The sequence below is a fragment of the Flavobacterium sp. AK-345 genome (genome assembly GCF_058310175.1).
This window is the reverse complement of the sequence record NZ_JBZEER010000020.1, coordinates 27227-46753: the sequence shown is the minus strand read 5'-3', so window position 1 is coordinate 46753 and position 19527 is coordinate 27227. Positions and strand designations below refer to the sequence as shown.

The 19527-nt window shown below is 32.6% G+C and carries 15 protein-coding genes; 13 read left to right on the top strand and 2 right to left on the bottom strand.

Going from position 1 to position 19527, the window contains the following annotated elements; genetic code table 11:
* The first annotated feature begins 840 nt into the window (after positions 1–840).
* The 4 genes from AC4FQ3_RS22170 to AC4FQ3_RS22155 all read left to right on the top strand — a co-directional run bounded on the left by AC4FQ3_RS22170 (position 841) and on the right by AC4FQ3_RS22155 (position 2419).
* Positions 841–1317, top strand: coding sequence for a hypothetical protein (locus tag AC4FQ3_RS22170; RefSeq protein WP_491183314.1), 477 nt, complete (start codon positions 841–843; stop codon positions 1315–1317).
* 91 nt (positions 1318–1408) lie between these two features.
* A complete protein-coding gene (locus tag AC4FQ3_RS22165; protein WP_042564912.1) occupies positions 1409–1735 on the top strand; it encodes a YtxH domain-containing protein in 327 nt (108 codons plus the stop codon).
* A 73-nt stretch (positions 1736–1808) separates the two neighbouring features.
* A complete protein-coding gene (locus AC4FQ3_RS22160) occupies positions 1809–2159 on the top strand; it encodes a competence protein (protein WP_491183313.1) in 351 nt (116 codons plus the stop codon).
* Positions 2160–2164: 5 nt separating this feature from the next.
* Positions 2165–2419: a DUF6327 family protein gene (locus AC4FQ3_RS22155; RefSeq protein ID WP_491183312.1), complete on the top strand. Its 255-nt coding sequence runs from the start codon at positions 2165–2167 to the stop codon at positions 2417–2419.
* Between the two features lie 19 nt (positions 2420–2438).
* Here AC4FQ3_RS22155 and AC4FQ3_RS22150 read toward each other — a convergent pair whose 3' ends face one another.
* Positions 2439–3422 (bottom strand): SPFH domain-containing protein, encoded by a 984-nt coding sequence (locus tag AC4FQ3_RS22150; RefSeq protein WP_042564915.1) that lies wholly within the window; start codon positions 3420–3422, stop codon positions 2439–2441.
* Positions 3423–3620: 198 nt separating this feature from the next.
* Positions 3621–5126 (bottom strand): glutamate--tRNA ligase, encoded by a 1506-nt coding sequence (gene gltX / locus AC4FQ3_RS22145; RefSeq protein ID WP_491183311.1) that lies wholly within the window; start codon positions 5124–5126, stop codon positions 3621–3623.
* A 164-nt stretch (positions 5127–5290) separates the two neighbouring features.
* Here gltX and AC4FQ3_RS22140 point away from each other — a divergent pair, with 164 nt between their 5' ends.
* From AC4FQ3_RS22140 to AC4FQ3_RS22100, 9 genes are all read left to right on the top strand, one after another.
* A complete protein-coding gene (locus tag AC4FQ3_RS22140) occupies positions 5291–8701 on the top strand; it encodes an O-antigen polymerase (RefSeq protein WP_491183310.1) in 3411 nt (1136 codons plus the stop codon).
* On the top strand, positions 8698–9117 hold the full coding sequence (gene ybeY, locus AC4FQ3_RS22135; RefSeq protein ID WP_491183309.1) for an rRNA maturation RNase YbeY: 420 nt from the start codon (positions 8698–8700) through the stop codon (positions 9115–9117). Before AC4FQ3_RS22140 ends, ybeY begins: the two co-directional genes overlap by 4 nt.
* A gap of 522 nt (positions 9118–9639) precedes the next feature.
* Positions 9640–11511 (top strand): tRNA uridine-5-carboxymethylaminomethyl(34) synthesis enzyme MnmG, encoded by a 1872-nt coding sequence (gene mnmG, locus AC4FQ3_RS22130; protein WP_491183308.1) that lies wholly within the window; start codon positions 9640–9642, stop codon positions 11509–11511.
* Between the two features lie 294 nt (positions 11512–11805).
* Positions 11806–12270: a GNAT family N-acetyltransferase gene (locus AC4FQ3_RS22125; RefSeq protein ID WP_491183307.1), complete on the top strand. Its 465-nt coding sequence runs from the start codon at positions 11806–11808 to the stop codon at positions 12268–12270.
* Positions 12271–12368: 98 nt separating this feature from the next.
* Complete coding sequence (locus AC4FQ3_RS22120; RefSeq protein WP_491183306.1) at positions 12369–13217, top strand: class I SAM-dependent methyltransferase; 849 nt, start codon at positions 12369–12371, stop codon at positions 13215–13217.
* Between the two features lie 686 nt (positions 13218–13903).
* Positions 13904–14485, top strand: coding sequence for an OmpH/Skp family outer membrane protein (locus AC4FQ3_RS22115; protein ID WP_491183305.1), 582 nt, complete (start codon positions 13904–13906; stop codon positions 14483–14485).
* A gap of 97 nt (positions 14486–14582) precedes the next feature.
* On the top strand, positions 14583–16862 hold the full coding sequence (locus tag AC4FQ3_RS22110; protein WP_491183304.1) for a helix-turn-helix domain-containing protein: 2280 nt from the start codon (positions 14583–14585) through the stop codon (positions 16860–16862).
* A 188-nt stretch (positions 16863–17050) separates the two neighbouring features.
* Entirely contained in the window at positions 17051–17803 is a 753-nt protein-coding gene (locus tag AC4FQ3_RS22105) for a hypothetical protein (protein WP_491183303.1), read from the top strand.
* A 177-nt stretch (positions 17804–17980) separates the two neighbouring features.
* On the top strand, positions 17981–19498 hold the full coding sequence (locus AC4FQ3_RS22100; RefSeq protein WP_491183302.1) for a hypothetical protein: 1518 nt from the start codon (positions 17981–17983) through the stop codon (positions 19496–19498).
* Positions 19499–19527: the final 29 nt, after the last annotated feature.

The window sequence follows — 19527 nt, the reverse complement described above, 5'->3', positions numbered from 1 at the left end:
TTTAGAAGGATCTGATATGCTTTTTGTTTCTTTTTCAGATGAGTTTCCAAGCGCAACAGCGTTTTCTGCACTTTTTAATTCTTCCATCTCAATTATCATCTTTTAAAAGTTAGTAGTTTAAAACGCTTTATTTTAAATTTAGCCCTTATTTTATGCTACTTGACAGGTTATTAACAGTGAATTGTTTATAAAGTATAATCGATGTAATTTTTCTAAAAACAGATCAAATTTTTAGCTCAATACTAAAATCAAATTGAAAATTCTTTTTTTTATATTAAATCAATTAAAGTGATTATTTTGGTTTAATTAGTAAATTTTATTTATTATTTATATAATCTATTATAATTATATTTTCAATAATTTATTTATATAAAAAGTGACTTTCATATCTTATTTTTAAGCTATTTTTTTATAGTAGTCGACACATTATTCGTTTTTTGAATTATTGTTTGTTATTGGTCTTTATTTTAGTTTTAGCTGTTATTTTTGTCAGTTTAACGGGTTATTAACATACAATTGTTTATAAAGTTGGTATTTTTATCCAAAGGTCAAATCTGAAATTTTATAATTTTAAAAATGACACTTTAAGAATCGAAACTGAGTTTTTCTAAAATTTTAAAATATAATTTTTGTTTTAGAATTTACTCTAAGTCTGAATTCTGAAAATTGGTTTTATGGTCAATTTCTAATTATGATTTTGTTTGATAATACTTCAACGTAAAAGTATTTTTTAATGCATTACATAATTTTTCAAAATTTCATGAAATTAGTTTTGTGGTTTATTTAAATTTTGATTTTCATTTGAACTAAGAAATTTTTTAATCCTTAAATTTAATTATCATGAAAAATTTATTTTTTACACTAGCTATTTTATTTGCAAACATTGCAATTTCTCAAACTCATCAAATTACAAAACACAATGGCGAACTATTGGATGTAAACTTTATTAAAAACGAAAATGGTTTAATTTATTATTCTTTTAACGGAAGTGCAGAAGAACATAAAATAAGTAAATATGCTGTTTCACAAATTACCAATAAACAAACAAATCAAACTCAAAAAATATCTGATAAAGTTATAGTAGATTCAAAATCAGATTATTCAATGGTAACTGTTTTGCCTCAGGAGAAAACAATTGGATTGAAACAAGCGGCTAATTTTACCGGAGTCTCGACAAAGACAAAAGGAGAACCGCCAATAGCTAATAAAAATCATACTGCTATGAGAATCAAAACTAAGTCAGCATCAAATGGTTATCCTTTTGTAAGCATTATTGAAAAAGATGGTAAATATGAAGCTGTGGCTTATGTGTATTAATTTTATTGTTAATTATTAGTAAATATTTTTTAATCAATTATTTATCTTTCAAAAATACTGTACCTTTAGTATTCATTTAAATTTTAATATTATGTCAAATAATTCAAATACAATTGCGGCTATTTTAGCTGGTGCTGCAGTAGGGGCAGCAATCGGAATTTTATTGGCTCCGGATAAAGGTTCGAATACAAGAGCAAAACTTAAGGAAGGCTTTGATGATGCAAAAGGCAATATAAAAGATTCATTAGGAGCTACTTCGGATGTTCTTCGTGAAAAATTTGCCGGTGCTACACAAAATCTTGACGGAACTTTAGATGAGTTGCTATCGAATGTAAGCCATAAAACTGAAGAAGTTATTACTTTTTTAGAATCTAAGTTGGCTGATTTGAAAGCTCAAAACGCTAAACTTCAAAAATAAAATCGATACAAGAAGCACATAAACTTATTTATATACGTAAGTTTTGTGCTTTTTTTATTTTAAAAAATTAAATATGGCTTTTGAAGAGTTAAAAGAAAACACAGAAAAAATTCAGGATCAGACTAAAGTTTATATTGACACTCATTTGGCTTATTATAAACTTTGGGGTTTTAAGGTAGCAATGAAGTCGACAACTTTAATTTTAAAGTTTACTTTGATTTTATTGTGTTTTACTATGGTTCTATTTTTTGGATCTTTTGCGGCAGCTTATGCTTTTGGAGATTTATTCGGAAGTAATGCTCTTGGATTTTTGGCAGTAGGAGGGATCTATCTTTTGTTTACAATATTACTTTTTCTTATAAAAGATAAGATTGTCGAAGGACCGATTTTAGAGAAATTTTCAGAAATATTTTTTAACGATTAAGAAACATGGAAAAGAAAAAATACTCATCTTATGCTGAAATCGACAGAGATTTAGAAATTCTGAAATTAGAAAAAGATATAAATTATCAGAAATTAGTTTTGAGTTTTCAGAAAACTAAAGAAGGCATTACACCACAAAAAATCGTAAATGGATTTGTTTCTTCATATACAGATTACTTTTCAGAATCCTATCCAAAAATTTTACAATCAATTTTACCATTTGTTTTCAATTGGTTTATAAATAAAAAAAGAGGCCATTAAGGCCTCTTTTTCATTTTATTTATTGTTGCACATCTGGTTGAATGTCATCTTCATAACCAGATTGTGGTTGAATAGGTTTTGGTTTTTCTACTTTTTTATTGTTCTTTTTCATCATTTCGCCAACCTGGTTTGAAGCTGTAAATGATGCAACCATATTATTTAACATGTCACTTCCTGCTTGTGGAGAATTTGGCAGCAAGATTAAATTAGAATTTGCATCGGCACCAATTGCCTGCAAAGTATCATAATGTTGCGTAACTACAATTAAGGCAGAAGCTTCCTGAGAATTGATTCCAACATTATTCAAAACTTCAACACTTTCTACAAGACCTCTTGCAATTTCACGACGTTGATCTGCAATACCTTGTCCTTGTAAACGTTTACTTTCGGCTTCAGCTTTTGCTTTTGCAACAATTCTAATTCTTGAACTTTCAGCTTCAAATTCTGCAGCCGTTTTTTCTCTGTCGGCAGCATTAATTCTGTTCATGGCATTTTTTACCTGGATATCCGGATCAATATCAGTAACCAAAGTATTGATAATATCATAACCATAAGTAGTCATGGCTTCATTCAATTCTCTTTTTACTGCAATTGCGATATCATCTTTTCTTTCAAAAACATCATCCAATTTTAGTTTTGGTACTTCGGCACGAACCACATCAAATACATAAGCGGTAATTTGATCATGCGGATATTCCAGTTTATAAAAAGCATCATATACTTTTTCCTGAATAACTTTAAACTGAACCGAAACTTTCATTTTGATAAAAACGTTGTCTTTGGTTTTGGTTTCGATGATAACATCTAACTGTTGAATCTTCAAATTTACTCGTCCTGCAATTCTGTCGACGATTGGAATTTTAAGTTGTAAACCCGAATTTCTTACGCTCAAAAATTTACCAAATCTTTCGATTACAACAGAAGATTGTTGCTTTACGGTAAAAAATGAAGACATGAAAATGAAGAATCCAAATACTAAAAGGATAATTAAAGCTGTGTTCATGGTGATATAATTTAGTTTTATATGATCGGGTAAATTACGAATATTCCTCCAATTTAAATTTTTTAAAGCATAAAAAAACGCTAAGAACATTTATGAATGTTTCTTAGCGTTATGAATTTTATTTTTCACCATTAAGAGATTAAGATAAATTAAGGTTAGCTTTATGAACTTAATATCTTAATGGTGAAAACATTTTAATTATAAAGTTGCTATCGCTTTCTGAATTCTCGAAATAGTTTCTTCTTTTCCGATGATTTCAACAATGTCAAATAGGTGAGGACCTTTAAGAGCTCCAACCAAACTCAAACGGAAAGGCTGCATCACTTTGCCCATTCCAATTTCGTTTTTAGTTAACCAGTCTTTTACGATTGATTCAATATTTACAGAATCAAAACCATCAATATATTCAAGAGTCGAAATCAATTCCTGCATTAAAGCCGGTGTTTCTTCTTTCCAGTTTTTGCTTGCTTTTTCATCATATGATGTTGGAGCTTGGAAAAAGAAATCAGTCAAATCCCAAAATTCAGAAACAAAATGTGCTCTTTCTTTAATCAAAGAAACAATTCTTGTAACGTCATATTTCGAAATATCAACACCTTTTTCAACCAAAATAGGAGAGAAGCTTTTCGCTAAATCAGCATCATTTTGTTTGATTAGATATTGGTGATTGAACCATTTGTTTTTCTCCGGATCAAATTTGGCTCCCGATTTATGAACTCTGTTTAAGTCAAAAGACTCTACAAGTTCTTCTAATGAAAATAATTCTTTATCAGTTCCGTCATTCCAACCTAATAAAGCAAGGAAGTTTATAACCGCTTCAGGGAAAAATCCGTTCTCTCTATAACCAGACGAAACGCCTTCTTCGGTTTTCCATTCTAATGGAAACACTGGGAAACCTAATTTATCACCATCTCTTTTAGATAATTTTCCATTTCCAACCGGTTTTAAAATCAAAGGTAAATGTGCAAATTCCGGAGCATCCCAACCAAAAGCTCTGTATAATAAAACGTGAAGTGGCATAGATGGTAACCATTCTTCACCACGAATTACATGTGAAGTTTCCATCAAATGGTCATCAACAATATTGGCTAAATGATAGGTAGGCATTCCATCACTTTTAAACAAAACTTTATCATCAAGTAAACTTGTTTCAAATTTTACATCACCACGAATAATATCTTTTAAATGCAAAGTTTCATCAATAGGAGTTTTAAAACGGATTACATAATGTTCCCCATTTGCAATTCTTTTAGCAACTTCATCAGCAGAAAGTACTAAAGAAGTATCTAGTTTTTCACGGATTGTATGATTGTAAATAAATGTTTTTCCTTCAGCTTCTTGTTCTTTTCTTAAAGCATCAAGAGCTTCGGGAGTATCAAAAGCATAATATGCCCAACCAGAATTGATCAGCTGATCAGCATAAGTTTGGTATAATTCCTTACGATCGCTTTGTCTGTACGGACCAAATTTTTCATTCTTTCCAACGGTTTCTTCAGGAGCAATTCCCAACCATTCCAATGCTTCCATAATATAAGCTTCGGCACCAGGAACAAAACGGGTTTGATCTGTATCTTCAATTCTTAGATAAAAAACACCATTGTTTTTTTTGGCAAATAAATAATTAAATAGGGCAGTACGTACTCCGCCAATATGTAATGGTCCAGTCGGACTTGGTGCAAAACGCACACGAACTTGCTTTGACATTTGTTTAAATTTTGATGCAAAGATACGTTTTATGATTTTAGATTTTAGAATGTTGATTTTAGATTTTTCCATCTCAGAACCTTAGTGTCTTAGTAACTTAGAATCTTTAAAAGATGTCATTATAATTACTACTTTTATGGGTTATAATTAAAAGAGATTTTATTTTGAAAACAACATCTGCTATATATCAAAAATTAGAAGCGTTTATTAAAAAATATTATATGAATGAATTGATAAAAGGAGGACTTCTTTTTATTGGTTTTGGATTATTGTACTTTCTGTTTACACTTTTTATTGAGTATTTCCTTTGGTTAAAACCTCTCGGAAGAACACTTTTATTTTGGATATTTATAGGAGTAGAAGTTTTTCTTTTGTTCCGATTTATTCTGTTCCCAATTTTTAAGTTGTTCAAACTTCAAAAAGGAATCAATTATAATCAGGCTTCGGCTATTATTGGAAATCATTTTACAGAAGTAAGTGATAAACTAACGAACTTTTTACAGCTTTCGGCTTCTGAGAATTCAGCAGAAAGTTCAGAGTTGATGTTGGCTTCGATAGAACAAAAAGCAAATTCATTGCAGCCAATTCCATTTGGAAATGCTATCAACTTTAAAACAAACAAAAAGTATTTGCCATTGGCTATTATACCAATTTTACTTTTTGCTGTGTTTTATATTTCAGGAAACAGCAATATAATTTCTCAAAGTTTAAATAGAGTAGTGCATTTTAATGCGACATTTTTACCGCCGGCTCCTTTCAAATTTGTGGTTTTAAATCATAATTTGCAAACAGAGCAAAACAAAGATTTCGTTATCAAAATGGAATCGATTGGAAATGTAGTTCCTGAGAATGTAATGATTCATATTGGTGATGAAAGTTATTTTATGGAATCTTCTCAACCAGGAAAGTTTGAATTCAAGATAGAAAAACCAGTTGAAAATGTTTCGTTTTCTTTCGAAGGTAATTCAGTTTCATCAGAAGAGTATGAATTAAAAGTAATCACTGTTCCATCAATTGCCAACTTCGAAATGGTGTTGAATTTTCCATCTTACCTAAAAAAGAAATCAGAAACTATTCAGGGAACCGGAAATGCAATCGTGCCAGAAGGAACTTTGGTAACCTGGAAAATGAATACGCAGTCGACTCAGGAGATTGTTTGGAAAGATGAAAAGGCAATTTTTAGATTTAATAAAGTAGAAAATGAATTTAAATTAGCTAAAAACATCAGTCAAAATACAGAATATCAAATTCTTACTTCTAATAATAAGGTCAAAAATTACGAAAAACTGGATTATCAGCTATCTGTTATCAAAGATCAGCATCCAACAATCACAGTTTCGCCTGCTCCGGATAGTTTAAAATTAGATAAAAATTATGTCTTAGGAAGATTGGGCGATGATTATGGTTTATCAAAATTACAGGTTGTTTATTACGAACGTAATAAACCTCAAACTGCAAAGCGTGGAACCATTCCGGTAAAGCTTGCCGTTTTTGATCAATTCGTTTTTAACTTTCCAAGTAATTTGGCTGTAGAAGAAGGAGTGTCTTATGAATACTATTTTGAAGTTTTTGATAATGATGCACCGCATGGTTTTAAGAGTACAAAGTCTTCTGTGTTTTCAGATCGTGTTTCTACAACAGATGAAATTCAGGATATGGAATTGCAACAGCAAAATGATAATATCAATAGTTTAGAAAAGTCTTTAAAAAATCAGAACAAGCAATTTTCTGAAATGGATAAGATTCAGAAAACAGGAAAAGAAAAAGATAATTTAGAATTTAAAGATCAGCAAAAAGTTAGTGATTTTATCAAACGTCAGAAACAACAAGACGAAATGATGAAACAATTTGCTGAGAAAATGAATAAGAATTTAGATAAATTTCAATCTGAAAAGAAAGACAAAACAGCTGATGATTTGCAAAAGCGATTGGATAATGCCGAGAAAGATTTAGAGAAGAATCAAAAGTTGATGGATGAATTAAAGAACTTAAACGACAAATTACAAAGTGAAGAGTTGTTTGATAAGATGGAAAAATTCAAACAAATCAGCAAAAACCAATCTCGTAATTTAGAACAATTAGTTGAATTAACGAAGCGTTTTTATGTAGAAAAGAAAGCAGAGCAGGTTGCAGAAAAATTAAATAAACTTGCAGATGAACAAGAAAAGCTTTCTAATAAAGAGGGAGAAAACACCAAAGAGAAACAAGATGATATTAATAAAGCCTTTGATAAAATTAAAGAAGATTTAAAAGATTTAAAAGAAGAAAATAAATCATTAAAATCTCCAATTGATATTCCTTCTGACGCTTCAAAAGAGAAAGATGTAGATTCTGATTTGCAAAAAGCTTCTGAAGAATTGAGTAAAAAGAATACTTCATCGGCTAAGCCAAAACAAAAAAGTGCTGCTAAGAAAATGAAAAGCATGTCTCAGGAAATGCAGTCAAGTATGGAAGGCGGAGATCAGGAACAATTAGAAGAAGATGTTGCAATGCTTCGTCAGATTCTGGATAATCTTTTAGCCTATTCATTATCTCAGGAAGATGTGATGAAACAATTTAAATCTATGAAATTAGGTTCTTCTGCTTACACGAAGAATATTAAGATTCAGCAGAATTTAAAACAACAGTTCAAACATGTCGACGATAGTTTGTTTGCATTATCATTACGTAATCCAAAAGTTGCTGAAGATGTAACCAAGGAAATTGGAAACGTACAATATAATATAGATAAAGCTATTGAAACCTTAACCGATGTTCAGGTTCCAAAAGGAGTTTCACATCAACAATATGCAACTTCATCTGCAAATAAACTGGCTGACTTTTTAAGTGATTTATTAAATAACATGCAGATGTCGATGTCTAAACCGGGAGCAGGAAAACCAAAACCAGGTGATGGACAAGGAATGCAATTGCCGGATATTATTCAAAAGCAAAAAGGTTTGGGTGATAAAATGAAAGAAGGAATGAAGCAGGGGCAAAAAGCTGGTGATGGAAAACAAGGCCAAAGTGGAGAAGGAAAACAAGGTCAGGGAAAAGAAGGTAAAGATGGACAGGGCAAAGAAGGACAAGGAAAAGGAAACCAAGGCAAAAATGGTGAAGGTAAAAATGGACAAGGAAGTAAAAATGGAGGTGAAGGTAAAGACGGTGAGAACGGTGATGATGGTGAAGGAGATGCAGAAGCGATCATGGAAATATATAAGGAGCAAGTAAAACTTCGTGAAGCATTACAAAAAGAATTAGCTAAACAAGGATTAGATTCTCAGGGCAAATCTGTAATCGATCAAATGAAAGCTTCAGAAAAACAACTTTTAAACAAAGGTTTCAAGAATGAGAACTTGCAGCGCATACTTAATATTCAGCAAGAATTATTAAAATTAAACAATGCAGTTCAGCAACAAGGTCAGGATACGAAGCGTCAATCTGAAACAAATAAAGCAGAATTTACAAACAGAACGAATGCTTTACCAAGCTCACTTTTAGAATATTTAAACAGTGTAGAGATTTTAAATAGACAATCGCTACCTTTGCGCTCGAATTTTAATCAAAAGGTTCAAGAATATTTTAATACAAAATGATCAATTTTAATTACGAAACCGAATTTACTTTAGACAACGAACAAGCCTTTTCTGATTGGTTGAGTGCTGTAATAGTTTCTGAAGGCAAGAACGAAGGAGAGATAAATTACATATTTTGCGATGATGAATATCTTCATAAGATAAATGTAGAATATCTAAATCATGATACACTAACAGATATTATCAGTTTTGATTATACAGTTGGAAACGAATTAAACGGAGATATTTTTGTTTCTGTAGAAAGAGTAGAAGATAATGCAAAGGATTTTAATGTTTCTTTTGAAGAAGAATTGAAACGAGTTCTTGCTCACGGTATATTACATTATTGTGGATACAAAGATAAAAGTGATAAAGACGCTAAACTGATGCGCTCAAAAGAGGATGAAAAGATTGTGATGTTTCACGTGGAACAATAATTAAACATCTTTTTATAATTTAAATTTTTATGTTCCACGTGAAACATACCTGACACTTAAGTCTGTTTAATAAAACGTTTCACGTGGAAGAGTTTAATTTAAAGTTTTCTGATTAGTACAATTGTAAAGTGTTTCACGTGGAACGTTTATGGTTTAATTTTTAAAACAAAGCCGTACTCTAAACTTTTTTTAAAGTAAAGTTAATTATGTTTCACGTGGAACACAGCATGAGATTTACGATTTTAAATTAAATAGTTTAAATCTGTTCCACGTGGAACATGATTTACGACTGTATATAGGATTTAGAATTTACGGATTGAAACTTGAAGTTTGAATACATCTATTGTTTCACGTGGAACGATTTTTCAGAATTGTAGTTGGAATTTGGGATTTCTAGTCTTGAATCTTATTTAAGATTGATTTGATAATTGCGCGTAAGCGCCGTTCCACGTGGAACAAAAAGAGTAAAGAAGTTAATTCTGAGAACTGCCTTAAACGGTTTGCAGAGAATAATAAAACAAAATGTTTTTAGAAGAATACGATGTTATAGTAGTTGGTGCAGGTCATGCCGGATCTGAAGCTGCGGCAGCAGCTGCAAATTTGGGATCGAAAACTTTATTGGTTACGATGAGTCTGCAGAACATTGCACAAATGTCTTGCAACCCGGCGATGGGCGGAATTGCAAAAGGACAAATTGTGAGAGAAATTGATGCACTTGGTGGATACTCAGGAATTGTTTCTGACCGAACTGCAATTCAATTCAAGATGTTGAATAAATCAAAAGGACCTGCAATGTGGTCGCCGAGAGTTCAAAGTGATCGAATGCGTTTTGCCGAAGAATGGAGAATGATGTTGGAGGGAACTCCAAATTTGGATTTCTACCAAGAGATGGTAAAAGGTTTGATTATCGAAGACGGAAAGATAAAAGGAATCAGAACTTCGTTGGGTGTAGAGATTCGATCTAAATCTGTTGTGTTGACAAACGGAACTTTTTTGAATGGTTTGATTCATATTGGAGAAAAACAATTTGGAGGAGGAAGAGCAGGTGAAAGTGCTGCAACCGGAATTACCGAAGATTTAGTGAAAGCAGGTTTCGAATCTGGAAGAATGAAAACCGGAACGCCGCCACGAGTTGATGGTCGTTCTTTGGATTATTCGAAAATGAATGAAGAAAAAGGAGATGCTAAACCGGATAAGTTTTCTTATTCGGATTTGACCGTCCCGTTAACGCATCAAAGATCTTGTCACATGACATATACGTCGCTGGATGTTCATGATATTTTGAGAGAAGGTTTTGATCGTTCTCCAATGTTCAACGGGAGAATCAAAAGTCTTGGGCCAAGATATTGCCCTTCGATAGAAGATAAGATAAATCGTTTTGCTGATAAAGAACGTCACCAATTATTTGTTGAGCCGGAAGGATGGAATACTTGTGAAGTTTACGTAAATGGATTTTCAACTTCGTTGCCTGAAGATATTCAATTTAAAGCTTTGAGTTCTGTTGCCGGTTTTGAAAAAGTGAAATTCTTTCGTCCGGGTTACGCAATCGAATATGATTATTTTCCGCCAACACAATTGAAACATACTTTGGAAACAAAGTTGGTTGAAGGTTTATATTTTGCCGGACAAATTAATGGAACCACCGGATATGAAGAAGCAGCTTCGCAAGGTTTGATGGCCGGAATAAATGCGCATTTAAAAGTGCATGAAAAAGCGCCATTAATTTTAAAACGTGATGAAGCATATATTGGAGTTTTGATTGACGACTTGATTACGAAAGGAACGGAAGAACCTTATCGAATGTTTACATCAAGAGCAGAGTATAGAACTTTGTTGCGTCAGGATAATGCCGATTTCAGATTAACGCCAATGTCACACGAAATTGGTTTGGCTTCTGAAGCTCGTTTACGAAGAATGGAAAAGAAATTAAATGAATCTGAAAAGATGGTTGCTTTCTTTAAAGAAACAAGTGTTTCAGTTGCTGAAACAAATCCTATTTTGGAATCAAAAGAAACTGCTCCAATTACACAAGGTGATAAAATGTTTAAAGTTTTTTCACGTCCGCAAATTGATTTGGAGGATATGATGAAATTCGAAAAAGTAAAGGAATATATTGAAGCAAATGATGTTGATCAGGAAATTTTGGAACAAGCCGAAATCCAGGTTAAATATTCTGGTTATATCGAAAAGGAAAGAAACAACGCTGATAAACTAACTCGTTTAGAAGAAGTGAAAATTCCTGAGAATTTCGATTACAATAAAATTAAATCAATGTCGATTGAAGCGAAACAAAAGTTGAGCAAGATTCGCCCTATTACAATTTCTCAAGCTTCAAGAATAAGCGGAGTATCACCAAGTGATATTTCCGTATTGTTGATTTATATGGGAAGATAAGTTTTGTTTCAGGTTTTCTTTGTTTCAGGTTGTGCTCTGTGATAAAAATGTGAATAAAGATATAATGATTAAATTGTTCCACGTGAAACGTATTTGAAATTTTGATCTAAATTCTGAAATCTAAAAATGGCATTTGTTCCACGTGAAACTAATTTGATATACTTTGTCATTCCGAGGAACGAGGAATCTCCGTTGCAAGATCGACAAAGATTGGTTCTTTGATTGTGGAGTTTCTTGCGAAGATTCCTCGTTCCTCGCAATGACAAAAAAGATGAAATCTAAAATTTTTGTTTTATGAAGATCGTTGAAAAAGAAGTTTTATCATTAGAAGAAAAAGAAGTTTTAAGAGAACTTTGGAATAACGAATATCCGACAAGATTACATTTAAAAACTATTGAAGATTTTGAATTGTATTTAAACGGACTTTCGAACACAAAACATTATTTACTGTTTGATGATTCAGATGAAATAATTGGATGGACATTTACTTTTTTGAGAGAAGGAGAAGATTGGTTTGCGATAATTTTGAATAGTAAAATTCAGGGAAAAGGAAATGGATCTCTTTTGATCAATGAAATTAAAAAGGAAAAAACGAGTTTGAATGGTTGGGTAATTGATCAGGAAAATGAAGTAAAACAAAACAACGAATTGTATAAATCTCCAATGCCATTTTATATTAAAAATGGTTTTACAATTTTGACGGAAACAAGAATTGAAAATGAAAAAATGTCGGCTGTAAAAATAAATTGGAAGAGCTAAAAGAAAAATATAAATACTAAAATAATAAACCCTAAAAGTTGAAATTTCACTTTTAGGGTTTTGCTATAACATTAAACCAAAATCCCGATAATTAAAAAATGGACGTTTTAAACAAAAAACATTTTCTTACTGTAAAAGACCATTCTGTATCTAAAGAAATTTTCGAATTGTATCACGACGAAACTTTAGACATGTTGATTACATCTCCGCAACCAGATTTGGAAAATCTTGGAAAATATTACGAAAGCGAAGATTATATTTCGCACACAGATAACAAACGTTCGCTGTTTGAAAAAGCATATCACTTTGTGAAAAATATTGCTTTAAAAAACAAACTCAATCTGATCAACGCGGAGCAATCTCAAAAGGGAAAAATTTTAGACATTGGTGCCGGAACCGGAGATTTTTTATTAACGGCAAAAAATGACGGTTGGGAAACGGTTGGAGTAGAACCAAGCGAAAGAGCAAAAAATATTGCGAAGCAAAAAGGAATTTCTTTTGTGGACGAAATTAACGTTCTCGAAAATAATTCTTTTGACGTAATTACAATGTGGCACGTTTTAGAACACGTTCCAAATTTAGAACTTCAAATTCAGGAATTGAAGCGTTTGTTAAAACCAACTGGAACATTAATTGTTGCGGTTCCAAATTTTAAATCATACGACGCAAAACATTACAAAGAATTTTGGGCAGCTTTTGATGTGCCAATTCATTTTTGGCATTTCTCAAAAAAAGCCATTCAGTCGCTTTTTGAAAAAGTAGATATGAAGTTAGAAAAAGTGCTTCCAATGAAATTTGATTCTTTTTACGTGAGCTTATTATCCGAAAAATACAAAACCGGAAAAATGAATTACATCAGTGCGTTTTTTGTTGGCTTAAAGTCAAATTTGAAAGCGGGCACTACAAAAGAGTATTCATCTCACATTTACGTCCTAAAAAACAGCTAAAACGCAAAATAAACGCGTTTGCAGCACTTTTTCTCGCTGGGTGAGGAGAAATATCCTCTTTTTCGAGAAACAGGCTCTAATAACAGCTATAAAAGCCGCTTTTAATAGCGGTTTTTTATGCTTTTAGACGGTTCCATAAATAAAAACAATACCATAAAAAACGAGTGTTTTTTCAAATTTTACGCTGAATTTTCAGATTTCAAATTTGAAAATAGAATGATGCAAAAATTGCTGAATTTTGTTTTTATGTCGAAGTTTTATTTTTGTGTTTTTCAAAGTAAAATTCATAAAGGATACTTTTTATTCGAATTTCTATTTTTGAAAATTGCAGAACAAAAAAAATGAAATTTTGATAATTTTTTGGTTTGTGATCAATTTTAAAAATACCACGGAGTAAAATGATAAACGAATAGCGTTTTTATGCTCAAAAAATGGCTGAAACGCTAAATAAGCCCTTTTACAGTGTTTTTTCAGGAAGAATAAGGGTTTGTGTTGTCTTTTTTAAGAAAATGGCTCTAATAAAAGCTGTGGAAGTCATTTTTAATAATGATTTTTTATGCTAATGTTTTTCTTTATAAGTAAAACTAATATCATAAAATTCGAGCATTTTTTAAACTTTATGTTGATGCTATTTATTTTTTTATATTTTTGTCTTCAATACATTAAAAAAATTAGAAATTTAGAAAATGAAAAAAGCATTAGTAATTATCGCACTTTCAATTTCGGTTGTTTCGTGTAATAAAACAGCAGAAGTTAAGGAAGTAAAAACAGCTTACGTTGATACTTCGGTTTTAATGAAAGAGTACACTGAAGCGAAAGATCTTGAAGCAAAATACAAAGCTCAAGCTGAAGAAAAGGGAAGACAACTACAAGCGGAAATTACTCGTTTTAAACAAGACGCTGCTAATTTTCAAAGTCAGGCACAAGCAAACGGGCAAGCCTGGGCTCAACAAAGAGGTGCTGAGTTGCAAAAGAGAGAGCAACAATTGGGTTACGCTCAGCAAGCATTATCTCAACAATTACAACAAGAAAGTGGTGTTGAAATGGATTCTCTTGTAAGTGGAGTTAAAAAATTCATTAAAGAATACGGTAAGAAGAACGGTTACTCTTATATCTACGGTACTGGTGATGCTGCAACAGTATTATATGCTGAAGATAAGTATGATATCACAAAAGATATTATTAAAGCTTTGAATGATAAATACAAAGATTCTCCGAAAGCAGAAGCTAAGCCTGCAGTAAAAGAAGGCGAAGCTGCTAAAAAATAATACCACACCAACGAAATAATTAAAAAACCTAAATCTACCGGATTTAGGTTTTTTCTTTTATAAAAATAAGATACTTTTAGTTCTCAATTATTGCCAAATGCAAAACGTTTCAGAAGCTGCTGCTTATACTTTACAATTCATCAATCAAACGCAAAAATCTATATTTCTTACCGGTAAAGCCGGTACAGGAAAAACTACGCTTTTGCGCGAAATTATCGCTACAACGCACAAAAACACTGTTGTGGTAGCTCCCACAGGAATTGCTGCCTTAAACGCGGGCGGAGTAACCATTCATTCGATGTTTCAATTGCCATTTTCGGCCTTTATTCCATCATACGATGAAGCTTCAAAATTTACTGAAACGGTGAAGTTTGAGAATAAAGAAACGCTTCGCAGACACTTTAAAATGAACAATGTAAAGCGAAATGTGATTCGAAATATGGAATTGCTAATCATTGATGAAGTAAGTATGCTGCGCGCCGATTTACTGGATGCAATTGATTTTATGATGCAAACCGTTCGCAGAAACTCACGCTCTTTTGGAGGTGTTCAGGTACTTTTTATTGGCGATTTGCTGCAATTACCGCCTGTAATCAGGGATGAGGAATGGCGAACTTTACGCAATTATTACAAAGGAAAATTTTTCTTTCATTCGCATGTAATCCAGCAAAATCCGCCGCTTTACATTGAATTATCCAAGATTTATCGCCAGACAGACGACACTTTTATTTCTGTTTTAAATAATCTTCGTAATAACCAGATTACACCTCAGGATATTACCGTTTTAAACGAATATGTAAAGCCTGATTTCGACCTAAAAAACAATCCCGGTTATATTACGCTGACAACTCATAACGCAAAAGCAGATTCGATTAATGAACAGGCTATTAATGATTTAGCTGGAAATGAATTTGCTTTTCAGCCCTTTATTGTTGGAGATTTCCCCGAGAAAATATTTCCGGTAGAAGAAAATCTGAAATTGAAAGTAGGTGCGCAGGTTATGTTTGTGAAGAATGATATTTCTTTTGAAAAGCGCTATTTCAACGGAAAAATGGGCATTATAAAATCACTTTCACCTGAAGAAATCTTCGTTCATTTTCCCGATGAGAATAAAACCATTGAAGTCGAGAAATATGAATGGAAAAACATTCGCTACAAAGTAAATGATCTCACAAAAGAGGTTGAAGAAGAGGTTTTGGGCACATTTGCCCATTATCCGCTTAAATTGGCGTGGGCAATTACAGTACACAAAAGTCAGGGTTTAACATTTGAGAAAGCTGCGCTTGATGTATCGCAAGTTTTTTTACCCGGACAGGCATATGTAGCATTATCCCGTTTAACTTCCTTAAACGGGCTTATTTTACTTTCTCCGTTGCAAATGAATGGCATTTCTAACGATCAGGACGTAATGGATTATTCTTTGAACAAAGCGACGGAAGAAGTTTTAAAGAACTCTTTGCATTTTGAAACCAAAAATTTTATTCATAACTATTTGATTAACAGTTTTAACTGGACCGATTTAGCGCAGGAATGGCGCAATCACCGTTTTAGTTATAATGAAAACGCAGTGAATTCTGAAAAAGCCAAGCATTCGGTTTGGGCGGCAAAGCGTCTGGAAACGATTGAATTGCTTTTGGATCCATCCCAAAAATTCATCCATCAGCTCAATAAAATTTTCAATAAAGAAACTGTTGATTTGTTCTTTGTGAAGGAAAGGGTAGTGGCTGCGTATGATTATTTCTTTAAGCCGATGGACAAACTGGTGACAGATCTTTTGCAGAAAATGGCTGAAATTCAGAAATATAAAAAAGTAAAAGAGTTTTACGAAGAATTAGCTTTTTTAGATGACTTGCAAACAAAGGCCGTTTTGCGCTTAATGAAAGCTAAATTATTAATTGAAATTGTTGTTGCCGGAGAGACTATTTGCAAAGAAAAATTAAGCTCTTCAGCAATTAAAAATTACAAATTAGACAAGATTGCAAAGATTCGCGAGGAATTAAACATGACCAATACCGATATCTTTAAAAGTGAAGAACCTGTTGTTCGTTATACAGCAAGGAAATTAGATAAAAATGAACCTAAAGCTGCTAAAAAAACGACTATAGAAGAAACGCATGATTTGTGGCTGGAGAAAAATTCAATTGCAGATATAGCGCGCATTCGTAAGCTAACTGTGCAAACTGTTGAAACGCATTTTGTTAAACTAATTCAGGCTAAGAAAGTTGATATTTCAGATGTTCTGCCGTACGATAAAATTCTGGCTTTGCGTGAAGCTTTTGAGTTCTATCAGGAAGAATCTTTAAATCCATTAAAAGAAAAATATGGCGATGAATTTACCTGGGACGAACTTAAAATGTTTAAGGCCAGTATTAATTGATTTTTAGATTTTGCTAATTAACATTATGTAAAATAGAAAAATTAGAAATTATTTTAAGACTTTTTAATTGTTCCACGTTAAACATATAATACTGATTTTTAATAATGTAGAAGCTGTAATGTTCGAATAAAACATTAATTTGCTAACTTTATAGTTATCAGATTTATAATTAATAAAATGATTTATAGATGAAAATTAGAATAATATACCTCATTATTTTTTGCAGTCAATTGAGTTTTAGCCAGGATTTAAAACCAGAATATCAAAAATTTATCAAAAGCTTTATTGCCAATGTAAAAAGCAATAACAAAGAGGGAGTTGCGGCTTTTATTTCTTTTCCGCTCGGAAGAGATTATCCAATTCCGAACGTTAAAAACAAAGCTGATTTTGTAAAAAGATACGATCAGATTTTTGATGCGACGTTGAAAAATGAAATCATTAAATCAAATCCCGCAAAAGATTGGTCGGAAGTAGGATGGCGTGGAATTATGCTGAATCAAGGGACTTTATGGATTGATACTGATGGAAAAATTATTAGTATTAATTATCAATCTCAAGCCGAGAAAAATCTTAGTAATAAATTGATTGCGGCCGAGAAAACAAAACTGCATCCTTCGATTGCTAAATTTAAAGCTCCGGAATATATTCTGGAAACATCAAAATTCAGAATTAGAATTGATGATTTGGGAAATGATAATTACCGTTATGCTTCTTGGTCTGTCAAACAAAAAATGAGTGAAAAGCCTGATTTAGTTATTATTAATGGAAAATGGATTCCCGACGGAAGTGGAGGAAATAGCTATTTCGATTTTAAAAAAGGTGATTATCTGTATCGATGTTACATCATCGTTTTAGGGACAAATGATTCACCGCCGGCCACTTTGACCATTTATCAGAACAACAAAACGATTTTAGAGCAAGAAGCCATTATTGTAGAATAATATTTATTTTAAAAGTATTGTTAACAGGTTTAATAGTGTTAAAATATTAATTAATTATCTAGTATTCAATATTTAAGGTTATTTTTATAGTTGTTTTAGAAAGCATTTAAATGTATAAAATCTTACAAACAAGCTTTTCTAACTATTAATTTTTTTAACCTTAAAACCTATTTTACTATGACGAACAATCCATTTTTGGCCGCTCCAAAGTATGCAATTACTCATTTTGATTCTGCTCAAACCGACAATTTTCCAAATGAAGTTCCGCGAGACTTTAAAAATGTAACATCAGTTTTGCCATTGCTTACACCTTTACCACAAGTTGCAGGCGGACCCATTAACATCATGACATTAGCCTCTACAGATCCGGATTATATGTGGGGAGTTTCACTTACAGATGTTTCCTATATCAGAGTTTCAAATGATAATTTTACGCCGCTTTACAGATTACCACTTCCAGGCGCCCCAACTATTGTAACATCACTTTTAGCATCTGTTTTAAATCAGCCGTTTGCATCAATTACTGCGATTCAAACTGCATTAAGCGCACTCGGGCTAGGTGGGGGAAGCGGTTTTGGGCTTTTTGGAGGAGTGTATAGTGTTGTAGATAATAATAATGATTTGTATGTGAATTATTTAGGAGCAATAAATGCTATAAATTTAAAATCATCAGTTTTATTTCCGGGAATTGAAGTTAAACGAAGTATACAGACGTCTACAGTTCTCCCGAGCGGCGAATCGGTTGCGGGATTATCGATGACATTTGACGGACGTTTGATTGTTGTTGGCGGACGCTCTATTACAATCTTAAACAGAAATCTTACAGCTCCTGCTTTAGCGCAGTATACTTTTAGCCCAACAGAAACAATATCTAATTCTGTAGCAGTAGATGAAGATGGTGGAATTTATGTTGTTACCGATGAAAAAATGTACAAATTGGTTTGGACAGGAACCATAATTTCCTCTAATCCGGCAGATGGTGCCTGGGAATCTGCTTATCCTACAGGAGATACTTTCCCAACTCTTTTTGGTTCCGGCTCTGGCGCAACACCAACTTTAATGGGCTTTGGAAATGATGCAGATAAACTGGTAGTTATTACAGACGGGCTGAAAAGAATGGGCTTGATCGCCTTTTGGCGAAATGAAATTCCGGTTGGTTTTACAGATAGAATTGCAGGACAGATACAAGTAACTTGCGGCTTACCATTGACAACAGAATTTATACAAACAGATCAATCTGTAGCAGTAAGTGGATATGGCGCTTTTGTTGTAAATAATGTTAGTCTGACAGATGACCAGCTAACAGGAGCAGTTCTTGTAGATGCAATTGCCCGCGGACCAATTTTAGACGCCCCCTTTGGAGTAGAAAGGTTTGAATGGAATCCCGTTACACATTCATGGAGTTCTGTCTGGACTCGCGGAGATGTTTCAGATGTAAGTATGGTTCCGGGAATTAGCACAGGATCTAATATCGTTTTTGTAAATGGATATTATAAAGCAGCAGGAACAGGGTGGGAAATTACCGGTTTGGATTGGTTAACAGGCGATACTGTACACAAGAGAATTTTTGGAAATAATATTTTTGGAAATGGTTTTTATGCCCTTATTCAATATATTGGCAATGGAGATTTAATTATGAATAGTCTTATCGGGCATGGCCGTGTACAGCAAAATGGAGTTGTTTACCTGACATAGAGCAAAGATAATTATGAGATAAAAAAAAT